The sequence below is a fragment of the Candidatus Dependentiae bacterium genome (genome assembly GCA_040878395.1).
In the GTDB taxonomy this organism is placed as follows: Bacteria; Babelota; Babeliae; order Babelales; family Vermiphilaceae; genus JAKBEL01.
On record JBBDMI010000006.1, the window covers coordinates 1 to 26,816 of the forward strand.

Consider the following 26,816-nt stretch of genomic DNA (forward strand, 5'->3'; position numbering starts at 1 on the left):
GCCTAAAACAAAAAAATATGTTTTTTAAAGGATAAAATGTGGGTAATGCATAGGCAAGCTGCGGGTCCATCACGCGAAATCCTTCATAGCCTCATCCTACGACGCACAAGCTTTCTTCGCTAAAAACTTCGAAGGGCTCTACGGCCATTCATCCACGAGATAAACTTCGCAGTTTTCTGGCAACGCAGGATAAAATGACAACAAAACAACAAACATGATTGTTTTTATCATTGTATAAAAAAACAATCATGTTAAAATCAATTTATGTTTATTTTTAGATTCTTTTTTCATGTTAAGGCCTATCAATGCAGCCCATATTAAAAATTCGCAGTCTGTCTAAAGTATATAAAACTTCAAAAAAAACAGTGGTCGCTCTTGATAATGTAAATCTTGATATTTTTGAAGGTGAAATTTTCGGTCTGCTTGGCGTTAACGGTGCAGGCAAAACAACGCTATCATCAATTTTGGCAACCTTACATCCACCAACATCAGGTGATGTACTTTTTCATGATGAATCAATTTATAAAAACTTAAATCATTACCGCAATAACTTAGGATTTTGTCCACAACATCAAAATCTTGATATGGAACTTTCCGTTGAGGAAAATCTCATATTTGCCGGACGCTATTTTTTGTTACCAAAAGAAGAAACAACTAAAAAAACTCATCAATTAATAGCGCAACTTGAATTGGAAAAATATCGACACTTTGCAATCAAAGAACTTTCAGGGGGTAACAAACAACGTGTATTAATTGCACGCGCACTTATTCATAATCCTAAAATTGTCATTTTAGATGAACCAACTGTTGGCCTTGATCCTGACATTCGCCGCAAACTGTGGGATATTATTCGTGATTTAAAAACTCGTGGCATTACCGTTATTTTAACCACACATTATCTTGATGAAGCGGAATATCTTTCCGATCGTGTGTGCATGCTGCACAAAGGAAAGATCATGCTTGTTGAATCATTGCACACCTTAAAACAAAAACATGAACTGAAAAATCTTGAAGAAATTTTCCTACAGTTAACCAAAGAGTACCAAGATGAAATCTCATAATATTAATGTTTTCTTTGCATTGCTGCATCGTGACATATTACTACTCAAACGCAAACTGTGGAGTAAATTAATAGACGGGCTTTTTATGTGTTTTATCATCGTTACGACAACAGGTTATTTACTGCCCGCACTGGGCATGCCTGCAGATATGATTGGGCCGATGTTTGTTAATATTTTTTTCAATATTTTTTTCATGTTCGGTTTCAGCTTAGCTGTTAACATGATAAATGAAATTAAATATAAAGGGCGTCTTTATTATCTCCTGACTTTACCGGTCAATAAATTCTGGGTATTTGCATCATACATAACCACCTTTATGATCGAAGCCACCATTATTATTGCACCGCTACTAATTTTAGGTCTTTTTATACTGCAGAATAAAATAGTTTTTGTGCAACCACACCCTATATTATTTATTTTGATATATCTTGCATCCCTTCTTTTCTTTGGCATATTTATGCTTTTTTTTAGTGTACATTATACATACAACTGGTTTTTAGATAATGTATGGTCGCGCAGATTATCTCCTATGTTCAGTTTTGGATCAACATTTTTTATTTGGCAACAAGCATTCGCTATTACACCATTACTTGCCTACGCAATGCTCTGCAATCCATTAACCTATATATGCGAAGGTTTACGATTTGGTTTTATTGGAGGCAACAAATTTATTAATGGGTGGCTTTGCTTAATTGCAATTGTCAGTTTTACCATGACTACCATGTTCTTTTTAAATACCAGCATAAAAAAACGATTGGATCCGGTATGATAGCACATTTACAAATTTTTTTGGCATTTCTTTGGCGAGATTTTTATGTGTATAGCAAACGAATCTCATTTTATCTGATTAACTATACCGTTCTGTATCCACTTAATTACATTATTACTTTTGGATATTTGGTACCCAAAACTATCATGCATGGCGCAGATAATGCAGATGTATTTATGATCACGCTTTTGTCAGGAAATGTATTGTTAATAATATTAAACATTACATTCAATTTAACTTCAACCTTACTCTACGACCGTGAAACAACCCATTATATTGATTTTCAAATCACACGTTTAGGGCCAAGTTTGATTTTACTTGAGCATATTATATTCAACACACTTTTTGCATTCGTTTTCCTGTCGCCCTTCTTTTTTATTTGTAAAATAATTCTAGGCGAATCTTTTGATACAAACCAAACATCATGGGCATATGTCATTTTGATTACTTTTTTAAGTTGCTTATGCATAGCATCATATACTTTATGTGCAATATGCATTATGAAAAGTACACGACAAATTAGCAGCCTATGGATTCGAGTAAATATTCCATTATTTGTTTTGGGTGGATTTTGGGTCCCTTGGTTTACTATTTTTCAAGTTTCAAACATTGCCGGTTATATAGTTTTGCTCAATCCATTTATATATGTCACTGAAGGATTGCGCCGTGCAATTACCGGATCGGAACTTTATTTTTCAATACCTACATGCGTTATTGGATTACTCGGATTTTCATTTTTGTTTTATATAACTGCATACTATTCTTTCAATAAAAAAATGGATCCTGTTAGTTAATATGATAATTACTCAATTGACTTCACCTTTATCCAATATTATTAATTAGACAGCTAATCACAGCAGGCGTGTAAAATTCAACATTGCATGTTGAATTTTACACCAAACACAAAAAACAAGTAAATATTGAAATACTTATATCACATGTAACATCAGTATTCATAACTTATTTTGCACATCTTCTTTACTGTGCAAAAAATAATCCAATGACATTTTACCCGGACCGGTAAGGAATAACCCAACAAAAACAATCAATAGTGAAAGTGCGTGCGAATAAATTTTAAATCCGTCACCATTATTAAAATGATACAACAATGCAATAATCATCTGAAAAACCAAAATTACTGAAACAATACGTGTTGCAAAACCAAAGACCAAACATAACCCACCAACAAATTCTGCTGCCGCAGCTAAAAATCCCCAGAAAGCCGGTAAAAAAGTTATTCCCAAATGTGACATTTGCGAACCAAGCCAATGCCATTGTTGCACGTCAATTATTTTTCCCCAACCGTGCATAACAAAAATTAAACCGATACCAACACGCAAACATAACAAACCCAGTTCCATACTTTGTACATTTGAAAGTAAAAAGTTAAACATTAATATCTCCTTTTAAATACAATGATAGGTAGCTAATAACAATAAAGCGTTAATCACATATAACGAAGTGCAAATCAAACAGAATGTTTTTACTTTGGTATATAATATATAGGCTAAAAACAAAGAACCTATACAAGCACCAACTGCACCTAAAAATGCCAAACAGGTCAAATGCAGCACTCCCAATACAAGCATTACCGAATAAAACGCAAGCCCAACATAAATATTGGAAATACCAAGTAACTTCCCCCATGGGCTCAAAAACGTTTTGGTACACGATGCTTGATCGGACAAATCACATACAGCCTTATACGTATGATCAATCTGCAATTGACGTTCAACATAAAAACCGTACAAACAAACTCCCAAACCTGCAACTGATAAAACCACCACTGATAACAACATCTACTGACTCCTTTTTTTTAATAAAAATAACTTCTTTTATCTTTAGCAGTCTCAAAAAATCAATACAAGATTATATGATCATCCCACTCGACGCTCATATGATTTCATGCTACCATAGGAGTAAAGTGGAATTCGTTACGCAAAGGAAAAATCATGGGAAAAATTCTCTTATTTTATAACTATACACAATTTGAATGCCCCAAACGCATACTCAAATGGCAACGTCAAATTTGTGACAATTTAGGCCTTACCGGACGCATAATTATCGCAAAAGAAGGAATAAACGGAACCGTTGGCGGATCTGATGAATCTTGCGAACGCTATAAACATATTATGCTTAATCATCCACAATTACAAAATACTGATTTCAAAGAAAGTCCCGGCGACGCTGAATGCTTCCCTCGCATGCGCATTGTAATCAAAGATGAAATTGTACATCTTGGTGCAAAAGATGCAGCCAACATTGAAAATACCGGCGTACATTTAACACCGGACCAAACCCATGAATTACTGAAAAACAAACCTGAAGATTTAATCATTCTAGATACACGTAATAAATACGAAGCTGAAATCGGTGCCTTCAAAGATGCAATAATTCCTGATTTAAAACATTTTAGAGAATTTCCTGAATACATTGATCAACATCTTGATGAATTCAAAGACAAACAAGTGTTAATGTATTGTACAGGTGGTATTCGATGTGAACGCGCAACGGCATACCTCAAAGAAAAAAATGTCGCAAAAGAAGTATATCAAATTGAAGGCGGCATTCATCGCTATGCTGAAAAACATCCTGATGGATTCTTTCGAGGGAAAAACTATGTCTTTGATGGACGTATTGCGGCAAAAATAAATGATGATATTTTAGGCACATGCTTACTTTGCAATAAACCATGTGATGATTATACTAATTGCTATAATGTTACCTGTAATAAACATTTTATTGGCTGCAATGCATGTATTTCTGCATATGAAAATTGCTGTAGCACACAATGCCATGAATTACTTGCTTCCGGAAAAGTCAATTGTCGCAAGAAGCCACTTAAAAAAGTTATGCAAAGTGCATGCTCATTGTAATGTTTTAGAACAATATAAATATATCTACCTATAATCTATACATCATATAAAGCAACTATCCTTAGAATGCATAATTTTCATTATTTTAAAACCAAAATAATGAAAATTTTAATTAGTGGATCCCTGCCTTCGCAGGGATGACAAAGGGCGCAGGGACGACAAAAGGAGCGCTGAGGCAACACAGAAAGAATTGAAATGGCAAAGAAAGAATTGAAATTGCAAATAGAGCACAGGGATGACAAAGGGGCATTTAACTCGTAATAAACCACACTACATAATTTTTTAAATAACTATAATTTCAAAAGATGCCTAATACATAAACTTATTGCGTAAGATAATGTAATATAGATACTATCCTTGCCATCAATCATGGTATCTATGTTAGCAACTATGCATAAACTTGATTCTGAACACCCTTCCTTGCAATCACCACAAAGTGCAGTCATTACACGTTGTAATCATCACACGCTCTTTGTCATCCCTACACCCTCTTTGTCATCCCTACATCCTCTTTGTCATCCCTGCGCCCTTTGTCATCCCTGCGAAGGCAGGGATCCACTAACTCATGTTTTTCCTTATTTTTAAACGGAGCCTCCATAATCCATGAAGCAAATTAAAAAAAAACTGACTCACCATCCATCAATAATAAACAACAACTTAATCCAGAAAAACATACCACTCCATAACAAAAATTGGTTCGCAACCGGTGGCAATGCTGCATTTTTTGTATCACCTGAAAACAAGAGCGAATTTCAAGAAGCTTTATTATATGCACAGCAACATGACCTCCCCATTACACTCCTTGGTCAAGGTGCCAATGTTTTAATCAGTGACACCGGGATAAACGGACTCGTCATCAAACCACAACTCAATGAAATACTCATTCATGAAAATGGCTGTGTAACTGCCGGTGCCGGTGTTGTTATGCAAGATTTAATTGATCATTGCTTAAACAACAACATCATCGGCCTGGAAGAATTCAGCGGTATTCCCGGCACTGTCGGAGGCTCAGTTTTTATTAACTTACATTATTTTTCATTCTTGCTTTCCCAATTTTTAGTTTCAGCACATGTCATACACAAACATACCGGTGAGATTCATGAAGTTACCAATGATTGGTTTCAGTTTGGTTATAACAATTCAAGACTTCATCATGAACCATACTATTTAGTCGATGCCACATTTGCATTAACATCAACCAATGAGATACAAACCGCATTTGCAAAAGGCCGAGCACAAGAAATCATTCGTCATCGCACAACGCGTTATCCGAACAAAAACACATGCGGCAGTTTTTTCCGTAATTTCTACCCTGATGAAGTCACTATCGAAAGTAATAACAAAAAAATGATCTATGTTGCCTATTACCTTGATAAAATCGGCGTCAAAGGAGAACTGAAAAAAGGTGATGCAATGGTTTCATGGCAACATGCAAATATGCTGGTCAATTGCGGTAATGCAACAACGAACGATATCATTCAATTGGCACGCGAAATGCAACTATTAGTAAAAGAACATTTTAACATTATTCCTCAGCCGGAATGCCGTCTGCTCGGATTTGATGAACATCCATTACTTTAAATCTGTTTTTTATCTATTTTTTACGCCTCTTGTAAATCTTTATCAAGCAAATAAAGTGTTAAAAAAAATATACGATCAACATCATAATAATTATTTTTTTTATCATCTTTATCATATCCACCTCCGACAAATGATTGTGAAACTTTAGGCTTATCTGTAAGATTCACCGCCATTTTCTGTATATACTTATGCAGCATGGCATACACTTTCATATCTGTTGGATCAGCTTCATATAATACCCACGCATCAGTCAATTGCATAAACGCCTTGAGTGCATGCGCACTTTTTTCATGCTCTTTATCCCAATGTTGCATCTCTTTTTGTGGCTGTTTTAAACTATTTTCATATTTTTTTGCTTCATATAAAGCATTTTGCGCATCAATACGTTTTTTATCAAGGGTACTCAAAGCATTATAATCTATAGATTCAGCCTGCTTTAATGCTTCATTAGCTTTGGACTCTACAAAATGCTCTTCTGCTAATATATGATGCGCACTTTTCTCTAATCTCTGTTTGAGCACACTGAAACTTTCATTAATAAATTGTTGAGCCTCTTCTCGTTGCTGATCAGAAAATACACCATCAGTATCAGCCGCATAAAACAAACTTGACCAAAAAATAATCAACAAAAAAGCGATAACTTCCATAAACCTTCCAGTTTTTTATAAAGACAGCATGCGTCTTTAACTATAGGATAGGGAAGTTATCGCCGACGAATCAATGTTTTATATAATACAACCACAAAGTTATTGTCGAGCCAAATAATCCATTTTTGAAACAATAATGGTAAATGCCAAAAATGATTGTCGTACTCTTGCCAAGTACTGCATTTTATCTAATGATCCACTGCCCATATTTTCATCAATTTCATGCAATTTTGGAGGGAACTCCAATGTACATTCTGCACCGCCAATAAAATGCTGCAGTGCTGTCTTTAGCAAATCAAGATATGCAACGGTAGTATCAACACTTTTATATTCAACAAAATTATCCCATAAATTTCCCTGACATAAATGCATAATCAACTGACCTGCAACTTCAGCATCAGCCTCATCAATCGTTAATAGTATTTTTTTTAGATCTTCCAGTTGCGAATGAGCGCTTCTGTCATGTTGCCAATTTTCAATCTGTTCATCAAAAATTGCACGCCAACAACGATCAATTTCCCAAAGATTTTCTGAAGTTAACTGAAAAGCTTGTAAGCTGGCCATGCTTAAAAGCAACATGCATGATAATGTATATGATCGTATCATAAGAACTCCTTTTTATGTGATACAATAGAACAAATACTGTCAATGTGCTATATTCTAACAATCATAATCATAAAATGGAACTCACCATATGAACGAACTTATTTTTATTGCGCAAGCATTATTAATCAGCGGAACTTTGTTGATTGCATTACGCATGGGCAAACAAGCATTAATCACCTTTGTCGCAATGCAGACTATCTTTGCAAATCTTTTTGTATTAAAACAGATATGCTTATGTAGCTTTGATGCTACTGCAAGTGACGCATATGCAATTGGTGGATTATTGGGATTGAATCTATTACAAGAATATTATGGAAAAGAAGATACAAAATGCGCCATTTGGATCAGTTTTTTTATTGCCATTGTGTTTGCAATCGTATCACAACTGCATCTGCTTTATATTCCTCTTGCAAGCGACATGACCCAATCAGCTTATTGTGCAATTTTATCAGCAACTCCGCGCATCGTTGGCGCCTCATTAATCACTTATTTGATTGTACAATATTTTGATGCCACACTTTATGGCTACTTAAAAAAACATATGCATCAACGATTTTATATCATGCGCAATTATATTTCAGTCTCAATCAGTCAATTACTCGATACTATTTTATTCAGTTTTTTGGGATTATACGGCATTGTAGAAAATGTGTGGCACATTATTTTAGTCAGTTATGTTATTAAGCTAGCTATTGTTGGACTGGCAACACCATTTTTGATTTTTGCACGATGGATAAAGAAATAGAAAAGAGCCGAAATAAACCGACTCTTTTTATTTAACTTACAATTTATTGCTATGCTCTTTTAGGTCAGTGGCTCTATTCACCTTATAAGCACTTTTAGTTAATTCACCAGATCCAGGGCGTATTCTATTAGCTTCTCGCTCTCTTCTCGCTTCTCGCTCTCTTCGCATTCTAGCGGCATTATCTCTTATTTCTTGTCGAAGATCAGCATCACCACAAAACTTAAAAATACCCGCTCCAGGATAAAGAGCCGACGAGACCCTTAATAAACTAAAAAGCTCACCATCCAGTTTTGATGAACAACCCACATTAATCCCTGCTAGTAATGAAGCTAATAAAGCCTTCACAGAAACTTCCTCAGAAGGATAACGATTTAGATGCATAGCTAGCAAACAAAAAGTTTTGCACATGAACAATCCGTGAGCACACATTTCGATAGCTAACCCAGGATCTTGTGAAGGTTCTTGCTTTGATAAGATTTGATCTAACCAAAATAGACCTAACGTACTGGAAACAGCACCCGACATCCACAGATTTTTCCAATTAACCGGCTGCGCATCTCTATTTGCAGATCGAATTTCATTTAAGGTATAACATGCTGTCGCACCTGCAAGAAAACCACCAGTTATCATTGGATGTGCACCAACTGTATCCTGAACAGATTCATAAGCAGAAACTACACGATCCAGAGGTGTATCATCAAAACTAAAAACTTGCCCAACAAACATACAGCTCATTAAGCTGATCAATATAAAACGTTTCATAAAATTCCTCCTGAAAAACGTTTATTAATAATATACCAATATCACACTATGTGACCACTGAGATCCTCCTGCAATTCAATCAAATCGCAAGAAAAATCGTTACATAAACCAGCTTGCCTCAAAAAAAAATAAATGTCAAATTAGAATTATAAAACATATTTGAACCATCTAAATGTTTTCATATAGAAAATAGCGCTTTTCAGGGAAGCATAAAACGACCTAAAACCTATTTAATCAGTTTTTTTGTACAAATCGACTAGTTGACTATATAAACTGTACACATTTTTTAGATTTTTTATGCTTGTGAACGTACAAAAAAGAGCCGGCATGAAACCGACTCTTTTTTATTACTCTGTTCTTAATTACAGATATCTGTAAAGCATATGCTTATGTTATTAGCTGCTGGTTTTATCAACAGATGTATCTGAACGATTCTTATACCAATCGTATAACAAATAAGCAATAAACCCTATCCCTAATCCGGCACATGTTCCCATTGCAGTGTCTCTCCAAAATTTTTCTGAAGCAAACATACGCGGAAAAGTATTACTTAAAGTGTAGCCACCATACTGTGTCTTGTCTATTGCCTCAAGAACACCTGCCAATAGAGAAGCTGTAGCACCAACCTGTGCACCTCTTAAACTCCACTGAACAGGTTTTTTAGAAACAAGCTTGTTTGCATTGTGCTTCCATCCTGCATTATCAGAACCTTCAGCAACCACTGCTGAGTTATCTTCCGACTCAACAGGCTCATCAATACAAAAAGCCTGACCAACAAACATACAGCTCATTAAGCTGATCAACATAAAACGTTTCATAAAATTCCTCCTGAAAACGTTTATTAATAATATACCAATAATTACCCTATGCAATCATTGAGATTCTCCTGTAATTGACTCAAATCGCAAGAAAAATCGTTACATAAACCAGCGTGCCGCCAAAAAAAAAAAAGTCAAATTTGAATGGTAAAAACATATTAAAACAGCTAAATGTTTTCATATAGAAATCAAGCTTGCCTATTTGGTCGATTATTGTACACTTTTAGGTATGAACTACTTTACATATGAATTAATTCACCAATCATCAAAATCTCGTGCCCGTGTTGGCCGCATACACACACCACATGGCATTATAGATACACCAAACTTTGTAGCTGTAGGCACCAATGGCACGCTCAAAGCACTTGATAGCAAAATGGCTGAAGATATCGGCTTACAATTAATGTTTTGCAATACGTATCATTTAATGTTGCAACCGGGAACCGAAACGGTAAAAAAAGCCGGTGGACTACACAAATTTATTAATCGCAACAAACCAATCATTACCGATTCAGGTGGCTTTCAGGTTTTCAGTTTAGCTTATGGCACGGTGAAAGATGAACTGAAATCAAAAGGTAAAAAAAAGTCCGATAATGGCGTGCTTAAAATATCTGAAGAAGGTGTACTGTTCCGTTCATATCGCAATGGTGACAAAATTTTATTAACACCTGAAACATCAATACAAGCGCAAAAAGATCTAGGCGCAGACATTATTATTCCATTTGATGAACTGCCACCCTATCACATTGATCCTCAAGCATTACGCAATTCACTTGATCGCACACATCGTTGGGAAAAGCGTTCACTTGATTATCATTTAAAAAATCCACAACAACAGGCTATGTATTCAGTCATTCATGGCGGTATTGATCCGGCTATGCGTAAAGAAAGTTGCGAATACTTAACCGCTTTACCATTTGATGGACACGCAATTGGCGGTTCGCTGGGCAAAAATCATGCACAAATGTTTGAAATGCTCTCTTATGTTACACCTATGTTGCCAATTGAGAAGCCAAATCATTTACTCGGTATTGGTGACTTGACCTCACTTGAACCGTGTATTAAATTGGGCATCGATACATTCGATAGTTCACATCCTACTCGTTGTGCACGTCATGGATTATTGTTCAGCTTTAATGGTATGATTAAAATTATGAACTCTGCACAAAAACAGAATATGTTAGCGCCCGATCCTCAATGCGCTTGTTATACTTGTACACATTATTCAATGGCATACTTACATCATCTGTTTAAAGCAAAAGAGATGACCGGTTACACACTAGCAACTATTCACAACCTTTGTTTCATGGTCAAGTTGATGGAACAATTCAGGCAGCGCATTCTAAATGATGAATTATAACAATCTTGATAGCATTGCCTCCTAATCAGCATATATGATAATGTTAAGATCAAATGGAGGATCTTAATGTGCGCAAAACATGCTTTTTTGTATTTTTCAGTAATATACTATTATACGCTCGTATAGAAGAAAACAAGCTATTTCGTAATAGCAAAACAGTTCCCATCATAACACGCTTTGATCAACAACCGGCATATAGCAGCAATGTCTCATTTAAAAAGCCATACTCAATATGGGATTTTGATAAAATTATTTCATCATATAATTTCAATGGTTTTAAAAAAAATCAAAACAAAAATAACGTCACAATAAAACATACAATCGACATAGAAAAAAAGAAAGTCGTCTACACTTTAGCTTTTCGATATTGATACCCCCACAAAGCTATGCTCATTTTTGCTTTTGCATATTAATAGCACGCATAGTACACTTTAAAAGTTATTAATTTTTTTTAAAATCCAATAGGATTAGCTATGAAAAAAATATTACTCCTTTTAATAGTACCTTTTTTAATTAATGCTGCTGAAGAAAATATAATCAAAAATGCTACTTACTTTAAAATTCATATGCCCGAAAGAACATTAATACATGTTGCCCTCGGCTATCGCACAACCAAATATGACGCTGACAGAGTTCATGAAGATATTAAACCGCTTTTACAAAGCAACCGAAGCTGCGTCAGTTTTTATGACCGGCAATGGAACATCATACAAACAAATGAATTAAATCCTGATCATATTCAGGCCTCTCAGCTCATAGAAAAATATCAACAAAACTTAGATCCTGAATCTCGACCAGAGGCCACTTATGCACGTATAACGAGCTCTATAAAATTAGGAAAAAGTTTGATTGCATTTGATGCATGGGACAAACCATTATGCACAGTTTCTTATCAAGGAAAGCCAAAATTAAAAGAAATAAAACAACGATTAAATCAGATAGTAGATACAACCAAACTAACATCTTTTGAAAACAAATTTGATAAACAAAAAAAAACAAACTGTGTTATACAATAAAAAAAAGAAACTATGAAAACAATAACCTCTCGTCAAAATCCTGAGATAAAGCTGGTCGACAATTTAAAAAAAGCTAAAAACCGTAAAGAACAAAATAAATTTATTGCTGAAGGCGCCAGAACTGTTCAAACATTACTTGATCTCTATGAACCGGTTCAACTGTATCTGACACAAAAAACATTTGATAACAATCACTTTGATATTGCGCGAGAACTGATCTCAATCGTTTCAGACGAAGTAATGCAAAAAATAAGCACATCAAAAACACCCTCGGGTTTACTATGCGTTTTTAAAATACCCAAAAATCCCACCACGCAATTAACTCCCGGTTTAGTGCTTGCAAACATTACCAATCCAGGCAATATGGGAACTTTAATTCGCACCGCTGCTGCAATGAATATAAAAACTGTTGTTGTTATCGATGGCACAGATGTTTGGAGTCCAAAAGTTATACAATCAACAGCCGGTACATTAGCATTTGTTAATATTTTTGTATTAAGTTGGCACGAACTATTACAACAAAAAAAAGATCTTAAACTGTGTGCGCTCGTTGTGAAAGATGGCCAATCGCCGGAAAAACTTGATTTGCACAATTCTCTTATTGTTGTAGGCAATGAAGCTGATGGAATTCCATCAACATGGATTGATATGTGTGAACAAAAATGCACATTAGCAATGCCGGGAAATACAGAAAGTCTCAATGCAGCAATTGCCGGCTCAATTGTATTATATTTGGCATTCAATATATAAAAAAGGAAAAATCATGAATCAAGTAAAAGAATTTGAAAAATTATCATTAATAGCCGCAATCTTTATCAACCTCAACATTATGGTTGGCGTTGGACTATTTATCAACACCACAGTGCTGGCACACATGGTCGGCGCTGCCGGATTTGTTGCCTATGCAACTTTGGCAATCTTAATTCTCCCTCTCATTTTAAGTATTGCAACACTAGTCAATATCTATCCTTCAGGCGGATTTTATACCTATGCAAAAAACGAGCTTCATCCACTTGCAGGTTTTATCAGCTCATGGAGTTATTTTATCGGCAAACTTGCATCAGCTACCATTATGATTCATGCTTCCATGTTATTACTGCAACAGATTATCCCCATGTTGTCACAGATTAATATTTTTGCGCTTGATATTGGAATGCTCTTTGTTTTTTTAGCACTGAACATGTTGCATTTACAAGCAGGAAAATCGGTGCAAATTGTGTTCTTAATAATGAAACTGATACCCATATTTTTTGTACTATTTAGTGGCCTATTTTTGTTATCTCCCGGCAATTATACGGCATCACAATTTGATTGGTCACAATTTACCGGTACCATCCCACTCGTACTTTTTGCAGCAATTGGATTTGAAGCGACAACCTCATTGAGCAACAACATAAAAAATGCGCGCATAAATGGACCTCGAGCGATATTGATTTCTTATACAATCGTAATGACTATCAACATACTGTATCAATTCTTTTTTTATGGCATTTTAGGATCTGAACTACACACTGCTCCCAGTTTTTTAAATGCGTTTCCTCTCCTGCTTGCTAAATTTTTTGGCAGTAACACAATACTCATCAATAACCTACAAAGCTTATTTAATGTAGCTATTGCCTCATCTGCACTTGGTGGCGCCTTTGGCATTATATTCAGTAACAGTTGGAATCTCCACACTTTAGCGCATAATAATCATATCATACAAGCAAAACAATTCCTTAAGGAAAACAAATGGGGAACTCCTTATGCCTGTATTCTTGCAGAAGGGGCTATTTTCCTTGCTTACCTTTTTGGTACACAAGCACGTCAAATTCCATTACAACAAATTGCTGCCTTTGGATGTAGTATAGCCTATACGTTGAGTGTTTTTTCACTATTGCTTATAGCATTAAAGAATAAAATAAAGACACCGATCTGGATTCCATTGTTTGGATTGCTTAACTGCATATTCTTTTTAATGTCATGTTTATACAGCTTTTACCAAAGCGGTTCGCAATCATTAATCATTTTTGGAACACTCATGCTCATTGGGATAAGCATGTTTATCTATACATCAAAAAAACAGACTAGCGTAATTTAAGCGTCATTAAAGCAAGCAGGCACAGCACAAAGGAGATAATGCCAAAACGAGCAGTTATACGTGACTCAGGCCAACCTAACAGTTCAAAATGATGGTGAATTGGCGCCATACGGAATATTTTCTTGCCAAACAACTTAAATGAAGCGACTTGCATAATAACTGAAATAGTTTCAATAACAAAAAGACCTCCCGCAATTGGCAATAACATCTCCTGCTTGCACACTAATGCAAGATAGGCCAAAGCACTGCCTAAAGCTAATGAACCGACATCGCCCATAAAAATTTGTGCCGGATAGGTATTAAACCATAAGAAACCTAAAGATGCACCTACTAAAATTGCACCAATAACCGCCATTTGATCAGTATGGGTAAATGGAATACATAAGTAATCTGACAAGTATCGATGACCGGCTAAATATGAAATTATTGAAAAAACTGCAAAGTTAGGAATCAATGAACCAATAGCTAATCCATCAAGCCCGTCAGTAAGATTTACTGCATTACTACATCCAACGATTATAAACATAGCCCAAAACAGATACAGAATACCAAGATACACGCATGCGCATTTAAAAAATGGAAAACATACCACAGGATCTACCTGCCCGGTAGCCAACAGCAGTGCCACTACAATCAGCGCAATCAAACATTGCAGACCAAACTTTAGTCGAGCTGAAATCCCTCTATTATATTTAATCTTTTGCCAATCATCCCAAAAACCTATAAGCCCAAATCCACTTATTAACAATAAAAAAAGCCACACCTTTAGATCATATATATTACACCACATCAAGCTATTCAAGCCAATGACAACAATAATAAACAACCCGCCCATGGTGGGCATATTATCTTTTGCTCGGTGCGTTTCGGGAGTAAACTCTCGTGCAGAAGATCTAAAAAACTGTTTTGACTTGCCAATAAACCATCTACCGAACAAAATTGTACTACACAAAGTGGTCAATAATGATGCCATCGAACGAAACGTAACATAATGGATTACGTTCAAAAATGACAAATAGGGTTTTAAAAGCAAAGATAAGTGATAAATCATCGTAAGCCTGATAAAAATAGGTAAAGAGAACGCCTGTGTGAAAAATATTATTCCTAAATAAGCATGCTTAATCATAGGCAAAAGCACCGATTAAATCAATACTTTTGTATACCATTTGACTAAATTTCACATCTACATAAACTGAATAGTATCAACATGAGAGGTTATCGTCATATCAGTTAACATAAGGACTTTATATTATGAAATCAATGTTGTTAAAGCTGCGTACAGCTACTTTTATCTTAGTACTAGGAATAAGCTCATCAATTTATAGTTATAACGACCAAGTGATGATCGAATCTTCAATAAAAGAGGTATTTAGCAAATTTGAAGAGTCTGTAGACCTATTCAAGCAACAGCTCAGTGGCCTTTTGGATCCCAATAGCAATGAAAAGCTCAAATCAACGTGCGCAAAAATCAATACTGCTATAGAGCAAGCCGCAACTATATTTATTGACCCTATTCGACAAGAAGTCCAAGAACTTAATCAAAAAAATCTATCCTACAGTGACTATTGCAAGCTTTTAACTCTATTGCTCAAAGTTGGCGACGAACTTAAAGGGCACTTTGATTTATTGCACAAAACACTCAACAACTCACTACAAGGTAAACCGTCCGCAATTCGTGTTGCAAAAACGCTCAAGCCGGTCGTTGATAAAATCATAGCAAACCAGAACTTCATAGTTATTGATAACTATCTGGAACAAGCCTACAAAATAGCTCTATCATATGACATCACCATTGAAATCAAACCGCAATATCGTAAAATGTTTGATGAAAATGACGCTGATAACACAGTTCACGAAATTCATCTTGCCCAAGCATTTGCTATCATGAGAGAAGCACTGGAAGAACTACGCAAAGAGTGTCAAACAACAACGCTCAGCGCCGGTGAACTACTACGTATAATTCGCAAACGACTATAAAAACTTTTTTTTTGTTTTCCCAATATGGGGAAATGGAGTGTTATATTGATTTTATATAAATCAATTACTTGCTTGGCATATACTAACTCGGTAAACTGGTCCCTGGAAGAATATTCCAGGGACTTCTATATACTCAATTAAATGATTCACGTAGGCAAAAATTAATGATTACAAATAAAACTCACTTCGATGTAATAATTGTTGGTGGCGGCCATGCCGGCATTGAAGCTGCACATGCTGCAGCACGTATGGGATCAAAAACAGCACTGGTAACTTTAGACCTCAACACAATCGGCTCAATGCCTTGTAATCCTGCAATTGGAGGCATTGGAAAAGGACACCTCGTTTTTGAAATAAGCGCAATGGGTGGCTTAATGCCAACACTATGCACAAACACCTACCTGCAGGCGCGCATGCTCAATACACGCAAAGGTCCAGCAGTTCAAGGTCTACGACTACAAATTGATAAACATGCTTATAGTTTATTGAGCCAAAAAACATTAAAAAAACTTGAAAATTTAACGTTAATTGCAGGCACTGTAGATGATATTATTCTAGATAAAAATAATAATGTCGTCGGCCTACAATTGCATGATAAAACAATTTTGCACACACGCGCAATTATCATTACTACCGGTACATTTTTAAATGGTAAAATTCATATCGGTAAACAGCAATATGATGGTGGACGTCGCGGTGAAAAAGCGGTAAAAACATTAGCAGCTTTTTTTAGAAATTCCGGACTCAATATCGGACGATTAAAAACAGGAACACCACCAAGACTATTACATTCAAGCTTGGATTATTCAAAAATGGAATGCCAAGAAGCTGATAACTTAGATTACTTGTTTGAGTTTTATCCACACAAAGTAGATAAAACTCACCCATGCTATATCACACATACTAATGAAAAAACGCATGAAATCATCCGTAAAAATTTAAGCTTATCTGCAATGTATAGCGGAAACATTAAGGGCGTTGGCCCACGTTATTGCCCTTCAGTTGAAGACAAAATTTCACGCTTTGCCGATAAATCATCTCATCATGTGTTTGTTGAACCTGAAGATGCAAACATGACCGAAGTGTACCCCAATGGCATCTCCACCTCACTTCCTGCCAATGTTCAAGAGGAATATATTCGTTCAATTAAAGGGTTTGAGAATGCGATTATAACCAAGCTTGGTTATGCTATTGAATATGACTTTGTATATCCAAATCAACTACAGGCAACATTAGAACTACAAAAAATTCCAGGTCTATATCTGGCAGGACAAATTAACGGAACAACCGGATATGAAGAGGCGGCAGCACAAGGATTAATCGCAGGCATTAATGCTCATTTAAAAATAAACAACAAAGACCCATTCATCCTCGAGCGCACTGAAAGCTATATTGGTGTCATGATTGATGACTTAATCAACATGGGTATCGATGAACCATATCGCATGTTTACTTCACGCGCTGAACGCAGATTGATCCTGCGCCAAGACAATGCATTTTTACGACTAACCGACAAAGCATATAAACTGGGACTGATTACCGAACAGCTATATACCGATTTTTGCAAAGAAAAAGAATCAATTGAAAAAACAATTACATTTTTCAAGTCAAACTTTAAACCGCACGAACTCCTGCAAATTTTTGCTCATGATACTTGTCCAAAAAATGCAATTAAAAAACATGCCGTTGGAACACTCTCAGAACGTGCTGTATTAACTGTTCAAGCAACCTTCATGTATGCACCATATTTAAAACGAGAAGAAAGTGAAATTACTCGCCGAGAACAATATAAAGCTGTGGCCATACCAAAAAGTTTACAAATAGAAAACCTTCCCGGACTTTCAAAAGAACTGCAAGAAAAAATAAAACGTTATAAGCCTGCAACAGTTGCCGATGCTGCACTCATACCTGGTATGACACCGGCAGCAGTCTCTTTATTGATTTTCAGAATCAGAGATCTCAACAGAAAAATGAATAATAGAAACATTAAATAAAATATTTTCTAAAGAAAGGTTACCCTTTTATTTTTTTGGACGACTATGGTATAATTGTAATTATCAGAAAAAGTGCTAATCTGCTACTTATGTTTCTCAACAATACATAATCGTTTTTTAAAGTGGTAGAATATGTATATTATTATAAGAAAATGAAACTGGAGTAAAAAATGGTAAAAATAAATAATTTTTTTGGTTTTATATTGTTATTTGTTATGATTATTCCACAAATGATTGCTCGAACTCATAAAATAGATACTATGATAAAACATGAAAAACAAAACAACAAAAGCACGCGCGAAGTTGAATTCAGAAATGACGTTTGCGATCTTATTGAACTTGATCTCATGAGCCAAAAAGATGGTGATGCTCAATTAGATAAACATGAAAAAGAGTGCATTGAACATTTTCAAGAAACGCCACTTATTCTTCGTGCAGAAGAAAAGGAATATCAAACACGACATGGCGATGAGATTAATGTTGAGACCGGTGAAAGCTGGGAACTCACCCTCAAGCATATCAATAATGAACGCTTACTTTCGCTTGGTACATTTCGAGATTTGGTAACTGAACATTTTATGCCAAAAAAAGATTTCCAAAACTTTTTAGATACCTACATCCTGAACCCCTACAACAAGGCTAAACTGTATGTCTATCGCAAAGTTATGGCACGATTTGCAAAAACAACTTTTACTATCCACACACGCATTGACCCTTCTCATAACAGCATAAATTGCTCTGACATTATCTTGGATATTGATTATCTTGCAGGGCAACAACAACTCGCGATTAATGTTGAACATGAAAACATTCTCAACATGCGTATTACCCTAAAAGAAGCTGCATATAATTACGCTTAATCTGTGAGAGATTGTTCATTATGCATAAACAGCTCTTTGCATACGCATTATTATTCCTAGCGTTCCCCTTAACTATTATAACTATAAGAACGTCATTTATTTCTTCTGATACATTAATGATTCAACAGAAAAAAGATACCGTGACGACTCAAAACAACACTCCTCCTATCAAGGTAACACCTGCCTCTTTATCGGACACCACTGCATCTTTAGACAAAGCCAATAATCAAAAAAATAAAAAAACTACGCGCGTTGTAACGGTCAAAAACAGCATCACAAAAGAAATGATTTCATACTCTAAATGCTTTGCTTCCTACACTCCCGATTTTTCACTTACCATTAATGATCAAACTATTCAACCGGGAGAAGAAAAAAAAATTAATATCACCAATGACCAATTGACCACCTCTTATAGCTACAACTTTTTAAATGGCTTTAAAAAAGGGAAAAGAACGGTTGAATTTGAAATGCCTAGCGATAAAGAAAAATTTGAAATAACCTTTTCATGGGAGGATGATTGGCATGTATTAATTAAAAATAGCAAGCCAATTAAAAAAAAGAAGATACATTAACTTTAAATAAAAAGAGTGAATAGTATGTTATCAAGAACGCTGCTTCATATTTACGGTCCATTTTGCATTTACTCTTATGGCTTTATAATTGCTATCGGTGCAATTGCCACATTTTATCTCATAAAACGAAATCATAAACGCTTGGCTATTATTTCAGACGAACTGCTACTAAATGTATTCAGTTTAACTATTTTGTCAGGAGTCATTGGAGGACGCTTATTATATCTGTTAGGAAACTATAACGACATTTCATCTTGGTTTGATATATGTGCTGTACATAAAGGCGGCCTTTCCATTTTGGGTTCAATAATTACGGTGTTACTTGTTCTCTCTTGGTATTTAAAACAAAATAAAATTCCGGTGCTACCCTTTCTAGATTTACTTGCAATTTATGCTCCATTACTGCAATCATTTTCACGATTAGGCTGTTTATTTGCCGGTTGCTGCTTTGGCAAACCGGCGATATTGCCTTGGGCAATCATTTATAAAACGCAAGACACACTCGCTCCAACTTTTTGCTCATTGCACCCTACGCAACTGTATAGCGCATTAGGCCTTTTTTTAATTTTTATTTTCTTACACTATATCGCACAATACAGACTTAAAAAACCGGGCCTATTAATGTTTGCATATCTTACGCTAGTAAGTTTAAACCGTTTTGTGGTAGACTTTTATAGAGGCGATCAAGAATTTTTCGAAACAAATACGCTACTGTCAATACACCAATGGATCGCGCTCAGCATAACAATCGGTTCTTTAATTGGCTTTATTATAATTTCACGGAAAAATAACAATACATGAGCATATTCAGTTTTATCAAACAAAAACTTTCGATTTTGGATGTAGTAAGTGAATATATAACCTTAAAAAAGGCCGGGCATTATTATAAAGGTTGCTGTCCTTTTCATCATGAAAAAACCGCTTCTTTTACTGTCAGTCCACATAAAGAAATCTGTTATTGTTTCGGATGCCATGTTGGCGGCGATGTAATTGCATTTATTTCACGCATAGAAAATTGCACACAAATTGAAGCTGCAAAACTGTTGGCTGAAAAATATCAACTCGAACTTCCTGAAGAATTCAATAGCAATTACAGTCAATCTATTGATGAGAAAAAAAAATATTTCAAAATATGCGAGCTCATGTCACAATGGTGTCATGATTCACTTCTTAAAAGTCCTGCTGTATTACGTTATTTATATGGACGCGGCATTGATAAAGAATGTATTGAATATTTTAATATTGGTTATTTTCCTAGCGGACTTGCAACTATCAAGTCACTGCTTAAATTCATGTCTAATCATCATATTTTAGCCGATGACTTAATCGATGCGAACATTCTAAGCAAAGGAAACACAGTATTATATTCACCATATGAAGAGCGCATTATATTCCCTATAACTGACCATTTAGGCCACTACTGTGGTTTTGGTGGACGTATATACAAAAAAAATGATACTCGCGCAAAATATTACAATTCACGCGAAAATGAATTCTTTAGTAAAGGGTCTCTCCTTTATGGTCTTGATTTAGCCAAAGAATCAATGCAAAAGAAAAATGCGCTTTTTTTAGTAGAAGGTTACACTGATTGTATAGCCATGGTTCAACATGGATATAAAAATAGCGTAGCAATCTTAGGAACTGCATGCACTTTAGACCACTTAAAAAAAGTTGCTCGCTATGTTGACTATATATACGTGGTATATGACGGAGACAAAGCCGGCCAACAAGCTATTTTACGCTTAGCCGAATTATGCTGGCAAGTTGAACTAGAAATAAAAATCATTCAATTACCAACCGGAGAAGACCCAGCTTCTTGTTTAGCAAAAAAAATTGACTTAGCTTATCTCATTCGTAAATCTGAAGATATTTTCCATTTTTTCATTCAAACTGTTGGAGGAGAATTTAACCAAAAGCCTCTCAGTCAAAAATTAAAAATTGCACGTAAAATTATAGCAGTAATTGGCAATCTTTCTGACCCCCTTAAACAAGATGTTCTGCTACAAGAAGCATCCAAGCAACTTGAAATGCCTTACACAACTTTAAAAAATGAATTACAACGAACACCAATATCCTCAGAAAAAATTGTTCTGGAAAAAAAAGAAGAAAATATTCCAATCGAAAATATTAGTATTAATACATTCGATTCAATACCCAAATTAGAAAAAAAGATATTTTCTGGTATAATAAATGACATAACGTTGTTAAATGAGCATAATAGACCGTATATTTATACATTATTGCCTCACAATCTTACTAATATCTTAAAAATTGCTGATCGTATCCATCAAGAACAGCCTGATCTTGGCCTAACTTCTCTATTTGATCAAATGGAAGATACGCAAAAACAGATGGTAAGCCATGTTCTATTAGACTCAAATGGTGAGGTGAAATCACATGATTTCGAACGGCTTGTAGCTCAATTACAAAAAAAACATTGGAAAACAATCGTAAATGATATAAAAATCAAACTTGAAAATGCCAAACAGGATGGCGATCAAGAACAAATTGAGCAACTCATACATGAATTTTCTGCTTTAAAACAGAAAATGCTACAAAAAGAGTAAAAAAGTTTTAAGGAAAGAGGAATATCATGGTCAAGAAACCGGTAAAGTCTATAAAAAAAACAAACGCTAAAGGCTTAGACTTAAAAAAAGAAATTATAAATGAGCTTATTGAACGGGCTAAATTAAACAAAAAAGTCCTTTCATATGAAGAAGTCATCGAATTTGGTGATAAAAACCATCTTAGTGAAAAAGAAACAAACGAACTATTAAAAATACTCGAAAAAGAGAATATTGAACTCATGATGCAAGAAGAGCTCAATGCTGATGGAAAAGATCCTGCTTTTGATCACGAAGATATCGATACACCAAAATTACAAGAAATCAAAGCAAAACTAAACACTATAGGTAGTGACTCTGACGACATTGACGAGGATGAAGAAGACGAAGAAGACGAGCGCACCATGAGTCATGGCGCCCAAATCACTGATCCGGTTAAATGTTATTTGAGAGATATCGGTAAAATTCCTTTATTAAATAAAAAAACCGAAAAAGTTATTGCTGAAAAAATTTCATCTGCCAAAGTAACCTCTATTGAGTCTTTATCACAATTTCCAATCATACATAAAGAATTTGTTTTAATTGCAGATCGTTTACTCAAAGAAACCATACAATTAAAAGACATAATTCAATTCCAAGAATTTGACGAAGAAAACGTACCAAAAATTGATGCCGAACAAAAATCATTACTTGATACTATTAGAAAAATAAAAGATCTCATTGAAAATGAAGACAAAATTTATCAAAGTTATCGTGGAAAATTAACTTCCCAAGCAAAAAAACTGGAAATGCTTGGAAAAGTCCATCACAATAAAAAAGAAATTGGCGACACCATACGCTCTATCAAACTTTCAAACAAACTTATTCGCAAACTTGGCAAAAAATTAGAAAAACTTGTTAGAAAGATTAATGATAGACGAGATATTATACGGTTTAGCAATGAGCAATTAGAAGCTTATGCACAAAAAACTTCTTTGAATGAACAAGACCAACTCACTATTGCAGAACTTGAACGCAATATGCGCATGGCACAAAAAAGTATAAAAAAAGTTGAAGCTGAAATTGGACTTCCTTGGGAAAAAACAGCTGAATATTATAGCCAACTTACAACTGCACAACGTAGTGATAAACGAGCAAAAGATGATTTAGCTCGTGCAAACTTACGTTTAGTAGTCAACATTGCAAAAAAATATGTCAATCGCGGATTACACTTTTTAGATTTAATTCAAGAAGGTAATATCGGCTTAATGAAAGCTGTAGAAAAATTTGAATTTGAACGCGGCTATAAATTCTCTACTTATGCTACTTGGTGGATTCGTCAGGCAATTACCCGTGCAATCGCCGACCAATCACGTACTATACGTGTTCCGGTTCACATGGTGGAAACATTAAATAAAATCAACAAAATCAAACGCACCTTTATACAAGAGCACGGCCGCGAACCGACTCATGCAGAACTTGCAAAAGAATTGAATCTAGATGAGAAAAAAATAAAAAACATCATCAAAATTTCAAAAGAACCTATTTCTCTTGAAACACCTGTTGGTGACAGTGATGATGCCTATATTAAAGATTTCATTGAAAGTGAAAATGATTTTTCACCATCTGATACAGTGGCAAGTAACGATTTAAAAGAAAAAGTTCGTGAGATCTTAAAAACATTAACTCCTCGTGAAGAAAAAGTGCTCAAAATGCGCTTTGGCATTGATGTTGCCTCTGAACACACATTGGAAGAAGTGGGTAAGGATTTTTCTGTTACACGTGAGCGCATTCGACAAATTGAAGTCAAAGCATTAAGAAAATTACGTCATCCATCACGTAGCAAACGCTTGAGATCATTTTTTGATAAAGAACTAGAGGATATCCTTGCGTCTGAAGATTCAATTGAATAAAATAGAGTTGGCAAAATAATATGAAAAACATATAAAGAGCTAATTAATGGAACCTCAAATAAGTAATTTAAGTAATTCATTAGTGTTGTTCGCCGGCGCTTTGTGCGTACGTGGCTTGTTTTCATTTTTGGAAACAAGCATTACCGCTTTGCGCTTATTTAAGCTAAAAGAACTTGCGACGGCAACGAAAAAATATAAGCATCTATTTCAGGCGTTGGAAAAAAATCCACAACGTATCTTAATCACTATTCTTGTTGCAAACAGTTTAGCTGATGTAACGACAGCAGCACTTGCCACACATATTACTGAAACGTTATTTTCCTATCTCAACTTTTCCGGTGGCTTAGGATTTTCTCTTGGCATATTTGTAGCGACTCTAGCCATTATTATCTTTGGTGAAATTATTCCAAAAAATTTAGCCAAAAATCGTGGCGAAGGGCTTTTCATGTCCATCCTTTGGCTCATTAATTTAGCTTATTTATTATTATATCCACTTGTTACCGTCTTAATTAAATTTTCTGATACAATCATGCATTTAATTGGTGGAAAAAAAGAATCTCAAACCGATTGGGATACCAGCGAATCAGAAATACGATTCTTAATTAATTATATTCGCAAAATAGGTCTTATGGAGCGTGAAAAATCCCAAATGCTCGAAAACATTTTTGAGCTCGGACTGACACCGGTAAAAGAAATTATGGTTCCTGCAATGGACATCATCTCTACAAATGTAAACACTACCATTCAAGAAGTACTCCAACTTTTTGTAAAACATACGTTTACACGATTGCCGGTGTATAAAGGAAGCAAAGAAAATATTATGGGAATTGTGCATCTCAAAGATATTATCAACCTGTTAACCAAAAATGAAACCCAGCCGCTCAAAGATCTCATTCGCCCTATTACATTCGTGCCTGAAAGTATGAAAATTAATCAACTTCTGAAAGAATTCCGTGAGCAACATATGCATATGGCCATGGTAATCAATGAACATGGTAGCCTTATCGGCCTGATCACACTTGAAGATATCCTTGAAGAAATTGTAGGCGAAATTAGCGATGAACACGAACCACCAATTGAAAAAATCATATCATTAAAAGACAATGGATGGCTTGTGGATGCAAGTGTTCCATTAGAAGAAATTGAGCCACTTCTAAATATCACCTTTGTAACCAACACCGTACATACTTTAGGTGGTTTTATTGCAGAACAATTACAACACTTGCCCAAAAAAGGTGAGCGCATTTCATATAAAAACTTTTACTTTCAAGTACAAAAGGCAAGCCCTAAACGTGTATTACAGGTATTGATTTTTCAAGAAAAAAAAGCTTAAACCAACCTCACGTTAAATAAAACATAAATATCCAAAATTTGATTTCTTTATCATGCTCCGGTGCTGCCAAATCACAAAATAAAACATAAATCTTTACCGTTCCATCATGTGAACCTGCAATCAATTTTGTCCCATAAAAAGCATATGAATAAGAATAATAAAATTTTTATTTTCATAATCACTTTTATTTTTTTATATCAATAAAACAGTATCTGCAAAATGTTAACACTAAAAGAATATGATGTCTTTTATATAACAATTTTCATTCTCAATATAAAAAATAAATCCCAAGTATCCCTAAAAAAAACTATCGTTAAAGGCATCATCATTCAATAGCTCTTGGCCACAAGTCAATTGATTCCATCGAAACATAAAACTGTTGCCATTTTCCCATACTGTGAGTGTATATTGGATCATGAACTATTTTTCATTTATTAACTAAAAAGGAGTGAACAGATGAGAAAATATATCCATCTGGGCATGTGTTGCCTTTTGGCAACTATGATAACTAATACATCACAACCCCCTTGCCGCATACAAGCGGAAACACCGATAGAATCCTCAAAAGATGGACGCACCGGACGAATCCTGTCCAGCGTTGGCGAAGTTGTAGAGGGATTGGTAAGACTCATAAAAAATCCTCATGAAAAAACAAATGTATTACAAAATGTGGGCAAAATGCTTGCAGGTATTTTAAATGTTGCTGCAAATGCGGTACAAAAAGGTGCACCTTTAACTGCCGATGAAGTTGAACAAATGCGTATGGTGTTTGACCAACTAGGCGAATCAATTGAAGATGCAATCCGTAACACCGTAACCCAAAATGCACGCTCAATGCACAACTACCTTCGCGCAGTATCTATTGATGAACTAGAAGCATTACTCAATAGAAGTGAAGAAGAAACTGACGAAATTGTAGTCTCACTTGATGAAGATGACCAAGAACTGCAAACCGGCATCCTACACTCATTGCATGAAATGCTCCACGATCTATTTGCAATCATTCATAGCCCTGAAGATCCACAGTTGATTGGCCAAAGCATTGCAGATATTCTTGCAAGCATTATGAATGTTGCATCTCAAGCATTAAAATATGAATATCTCACATCAAAAGATGCTGAAGAAAATGTTGCTCTTTATCTTGACAGTTTCAGCACAGAGTTAACAAAAGAAATCAAACATCTCATGCTGCAAACAGCGCTGCATCTACGTGGAGAATCTACTGAAGTGACACGTTCATCATGTAATAACAAAAGCTGTTGTAAAACCTCTTGTTGCAAAAAAGAATGTAAACCATGCTGCA

The 26,816-nt window shown here is 35.2% G+C and carries 26 protein-coding genes; 19 read left to right on the forward strand and 7 right to left on the reverse strand.

Annotated elements, in window-relative coordinates; all coding sequences use genetic code 11:
* Positions 1 to 305 precede the first annotated feature (305 nt).
* Genes WD055_02140 through WD055_02150 form a run of 3 tightly spaced genes read left to right on the forward strand, consistent with a single transcriptional unit; the run spans position 306 to position 2,624 of the window.
* A complete protein-coding gene (locus WD055_02140) occupies positions 306 to 1,061 on the forward strand; it encodes an ABC transporter ATP-binding protein (protein ID MEX0849002.1) in 756 nt (251 codons plus the stop codon).
* The gene (locus WD055_02145; protein ID MEX0849003.1) at positions 1,048 to 1,830 is read left to right on the forward strand and encodes a hypothetical protein; all 783 of its coding nucleotides are present in this window, start codon (positions 1,048 to 1,050) and stop codon (positions 1,828 to 1,830) included. Before WD055_02140 ends, WD055_02145 begins: the two co-directional genes overlap by 14 nt.
* Complete coding sequence (locus WD055_02150) at positions 1,827 to 2,624, forward strand: ABC transporter permease (GenBank protein MEX0849004.1); 798 nt, start codon at positions 1,827 to 1,829, stop codon at positions 2,622 to 2,624. The genes WD055_02145 and WD055_02150 overlap by 4 nt, the downstream gene beginning before the upstream one ends.
* Before the next feature lie 159 nt (positions 2,625 to 2,783).
* Here the strand turns inward: WD055_02150 and WD055_02155 are convergent, their stop codons facing one another.
* On the reverse strand, positions 2,784 to 3,224 hold the full coding sequence (locus WD055_02155) for a DoxX family protein (protein ID MEX0849005.1): 441 nt from the start codon (positions 3,222 to 3,224) through the stop codon (positions 2,784 to 2,786).
* A 12-nt stretch (positions 3,225 to 3,236) separates the two neighbouring features.
* Positions 3,237 to 3,629, reverse strand: a complete 393-nt coding sequence (locus tag WD055_02160; protein MEX0849006.1) for a vitamin K epoxide reductase family protein — start codon at positions 3,627 to 3,629, stop codon at positions 3,237 to 3,239.
* Positions 3,630 to 3,782: 153 nt separating this feature from the next.
* Between WD055_02160 and WD055_02165 the strand changes: the two genes are divergently transcribed.
* Both WD055_02165 and murB read left to right on the forward strand, forming a co-directional pair.
* Positions 3,783 to 4,706 carry a rhodanese-related sulfurtransferase gene (locus WD055_02165; protein MEX0849007.1) on the forward strand — a complete coding sequence of 308 codons (924 nt, stop codon included), beginning with the start codon at positions 3,783 to 3,785 and terminating at the stop codon, positions 4,704 to 4,706.
* A gap of 603 nt (positions 4,707 to 5,309) precedes the next feature.
* Positions 5,310 to 6,287 (forward strand): UDP-N-acetylmuramate dehydrogenase, encoded by a 978-nt coding sequence (murB, locus tag WD055_02170; GenBank protein MEX0849008.1) that lies wholly within the window; start codon positions 5,310 to 5,312, stop codon positions 6,285 to 6,287.
* Between the two features lie 20 nt (positions 6,288 to 6,307).
* Here murB and WD055_02175 read toward each other — a convergent pair whose 3' ends face one another.
* Both WD055_02175 and WD055_02180 read right to left on the reverse strand, forming a co-directional pair.
* Positions 6,308 to 6,934, reverse strand: coding sequence for a hypothetical protein (locus tag WD055_02175; GenBank protein MEX0849009.1), 627 nt, complete (start codon positions 6,932 to 6,934; stop codon positions 6,308 to 6,310).
* A gap of 99 nt (positions 6,935 to 7,033) precedes the next feature.
* Positions 7,034 to 7,540 carry a hypothetical protein gene (locus WD055_02180; protein ID MEX0849010.1) on the reverse strand — a complete coding sequence of 169 codons (507 nt, stop codon included), beginning with the start codon at positions 7,538 to 7,540 and terminating at the stop codon, positions 7,034 to 7,036.
* An 88-nt stretch (positions 7,541 to 7,628) separates the two neighbouring features.
* Here WD055_02180 and WD055_02185 point away from each other — a divergent pair, with 88 nt between their 5' ends.
* Positions 7,629 to 8,285 (forward strand): queuosine precursor transporter, encoded by a 657-nt coding sequence (locus tag WD055_02185; GenBank protein ID MEX0849011.1) that lies wholly within the window; start codon positions 7,629 to 7,631, stop codon positions 8,283 to 8,285.
* 36 nt (positions 8,286 to 8,321) lie between these two features.
* Here WD055_02185 and WD055_02190 read toward each other — a convergent pair whose 3' ends face one another.
* Together WD055_02190 and WD055_02195 are read right to left on the reverse strand one after the other, a co-directional pair.
* A complete protein-coding gene (locus WD055_02190) occupies positions 8,322 to 9,047 on the reverse strand; it encodes a hypothetical protein (GenBank protein MEX0849012.1) in 726 nt (241 codons plus the stop codon).
* A gap of 395 nt (positions 9,048 to 9,442) precedes the next feature.
* Entirely contained in the window at positions 9,443 to 9,865 is a 423-nt protein-coding gene (locus tag WD055_02195; protein ID MEX0849013.1) for a hypothetical protein, read from the reverse strand.
* A gap of 229 nt (positions 9,866 to 10,094) precedes the next feature.
* Between WD055_02195 and tgt the strand changes: the two genes are divergently transcribed.
* The 4 genes from tgt to WD055_02215 all read left to right on the forward strand — a co-directional run bounded on the left by tgt (position 10,095) and on the right by WD055_02215 (position 14,321).
* Positions 10,095 to 11,225: a tRNA guanosine(34) transglycosylase Tgt gene (tgt, locus tag WD055_02200; GenBank protein MEX0849014.1), complete on the forward strand. Its 1,131-nt coding sequence runs from the start codon at positions 10,095 to 10,097 to the stop codon at positions 11,223 to 11,225.
* Positions 11,226 to 11,698: 473 nt separating this feature from the next.
* On the forward strand, positions 11,699 to 12,241 hold the full coding sequence (locus tag WD055_02205; GenBank protein MEX0849015.1) for a hypothetical protein: 543 nt from the start codon (positions 11,699 to 11,701) through the stop codon (positions 12,239 to 12,241).
* A 12-nt stretch (positions 12,242 to 12,253) separates the two neighbouring features.
* Complete coding sequence (locus WD055_02210; GenBank protein MEX0849016.1) at positions 12,254 to 12,991, forward strand: RNA methyltransferase; 738 nt, start codon at positions 12,254 to 12,256, stop codon at positions 12,989 to 12,991.
* A gap of 13 nt (positions 12,992 to 13,004) precedes the next feature.
* Positions 13,005 to 14,321 (forward strand): amino acid permease, encoded by a 1,317-nt coding sequence (locus WD055_02215; GenBank protein MEX0849017.1) that lies wholly within the window; start codon positions 13,005 to 13,007, stop codon positions 14,319 to 14,321.
* Here the strand turns inward: WD055_02215 and mraY are convergent.
* Positions 14,308 to 15,372 carry a phospho-N-acetylmuramoyl-pentapeptide-transferase gene (gene mraY, locus WD055_02220; GenBank protein ID MEX0849018.1) on the reverse strand — a complete coding sequence of 355 codons (1,065 nt, stop codon included), beginning with the start codon at positions 15,370 to 15,372 and terminating at the stop codon, positions 14,308 to 14,310. The two genes, WD055_02215 and mraY, sit on opposite strands and share 14 nt — an antisense overlap.
* A 200-nt stretch (positions 15,373 to 15,572) precedes the next feature.
* On the opposite strand from mraY, the gene WD055_02225 reads away from it, so the two are divergent.
* The 9 genes from WD055_02225 to WD055_02265 form a co-directional block, all read left to right on the forward strand.
* Positions 15,573 to 16,298 carry a hypothetical protein gene (locus WD055_02225; GenBank protein MEX0849019.1) on the forward strand — a complete coding sequence of 242 codons (726 nt, stop codon included), beginning with the start codon at positions 15,573 to 15,575 and terminating at the stop codon, positions 16,296 to 16,298.
* A 164-nt stretch (positions 16,299 to 16,462) separates the two neighbouring features.
* Positions 16,463 to 18,292, forward strand: a complete 1,830-nt coding sequence (gene mnmG / locus WD055_02230) for a tRNA uridine-5-carboxymethylaminomethyl(34) synthesis enzyme MnmG (GenBank protein MEX0849020.1) — start codon at positions 16,463 to 16,465, stop codon at positions 18,290 to 18,292.
* A gap of 170 nt (positions 18,293 to 18,462) precedes the next feature.
* On the forward strand, positions 18,463 to 19,152 hold the full coding sequence (locus WD055_02235) for a hypothetical protein (GenBank protein ID MEX0849021.1): 690 nt from the start codon (positions 18,463 to 18,465) through the stop codon (positions 19,150 to 19,152).
* Between the two features lie 20 nt (positions 19,153 to 19,172).
* A complete protein-coding gene (locus WD055_02240) occupies positions 19,173 to 19,724 on the forward strand; it encodes a hypothetical protein (protein MEX0849022.1) in 552 nt (183 codons plus the stop codon).
* A gap of 24 nt (positions 19,725 to 19,748) precedes the next feature.
* On the forward strand, positions 19,749 to 20,525 hold the full coding sequence (locus WD055_02245; protein ID MEX0849023.1) for a prolipoprotein diacylglyceryl transferase: 777 nt from the start codon (positions 19,749 to 19,751) through the stop codon (positions 20,523 to 20,525).
* On the forward strand, positions 20,522 to 22,291 hold the full coding sequence (gene dnaG / locus WD055_02250) for a DNA primase (GenBank protein MEX0849024.1): 1,770 nt from the start codon (positions 20,522 to 20,524) through the stop codon (positions 22,289 to 22,291). The genes WD055_02245 and dnaG overlap by 4 nt, the downstream gene beginning before the upstream one ends.
* Positions 22,292 to 22,317: 26 nt before the next feature.
* Positions 22,318 to 24,180 carry an RNA polymerase sigma factor RpoD gene (gene rpoD / locus WD055_02255; protein MEX0849025.1) on the forward strand — a complete coding sequence of 621 codons (1,863 nt, stop codon included), beginning with the start codon at positions 22,318 to 22,320 and terminating at the stop codon, positions 24,178 to 24,180.
* A gap of 46 nt (positions 24,181 to 24,226) precedes the next feature.
* On the forward strand, positions 24,227 to 25,513 hold the full coding sequence (locus WD055_02260) for a hemolysin family protein (GenBank protein MEX0849026.1): 1,287 nt from the start codon (positions 24,227 to 24,229) through the stop codon (positions 25,511 to 25,513).
* Between the two features lie 456 nt (positions 25,514 to 25,969).
* Positions 25,970 to 26,816 (forward strand): hypothetical protein (locus WD055_02265; GenBank protein ID MEX0849027.1); only part of this gene is annotated, 847 nt, incomplete at its 3' end.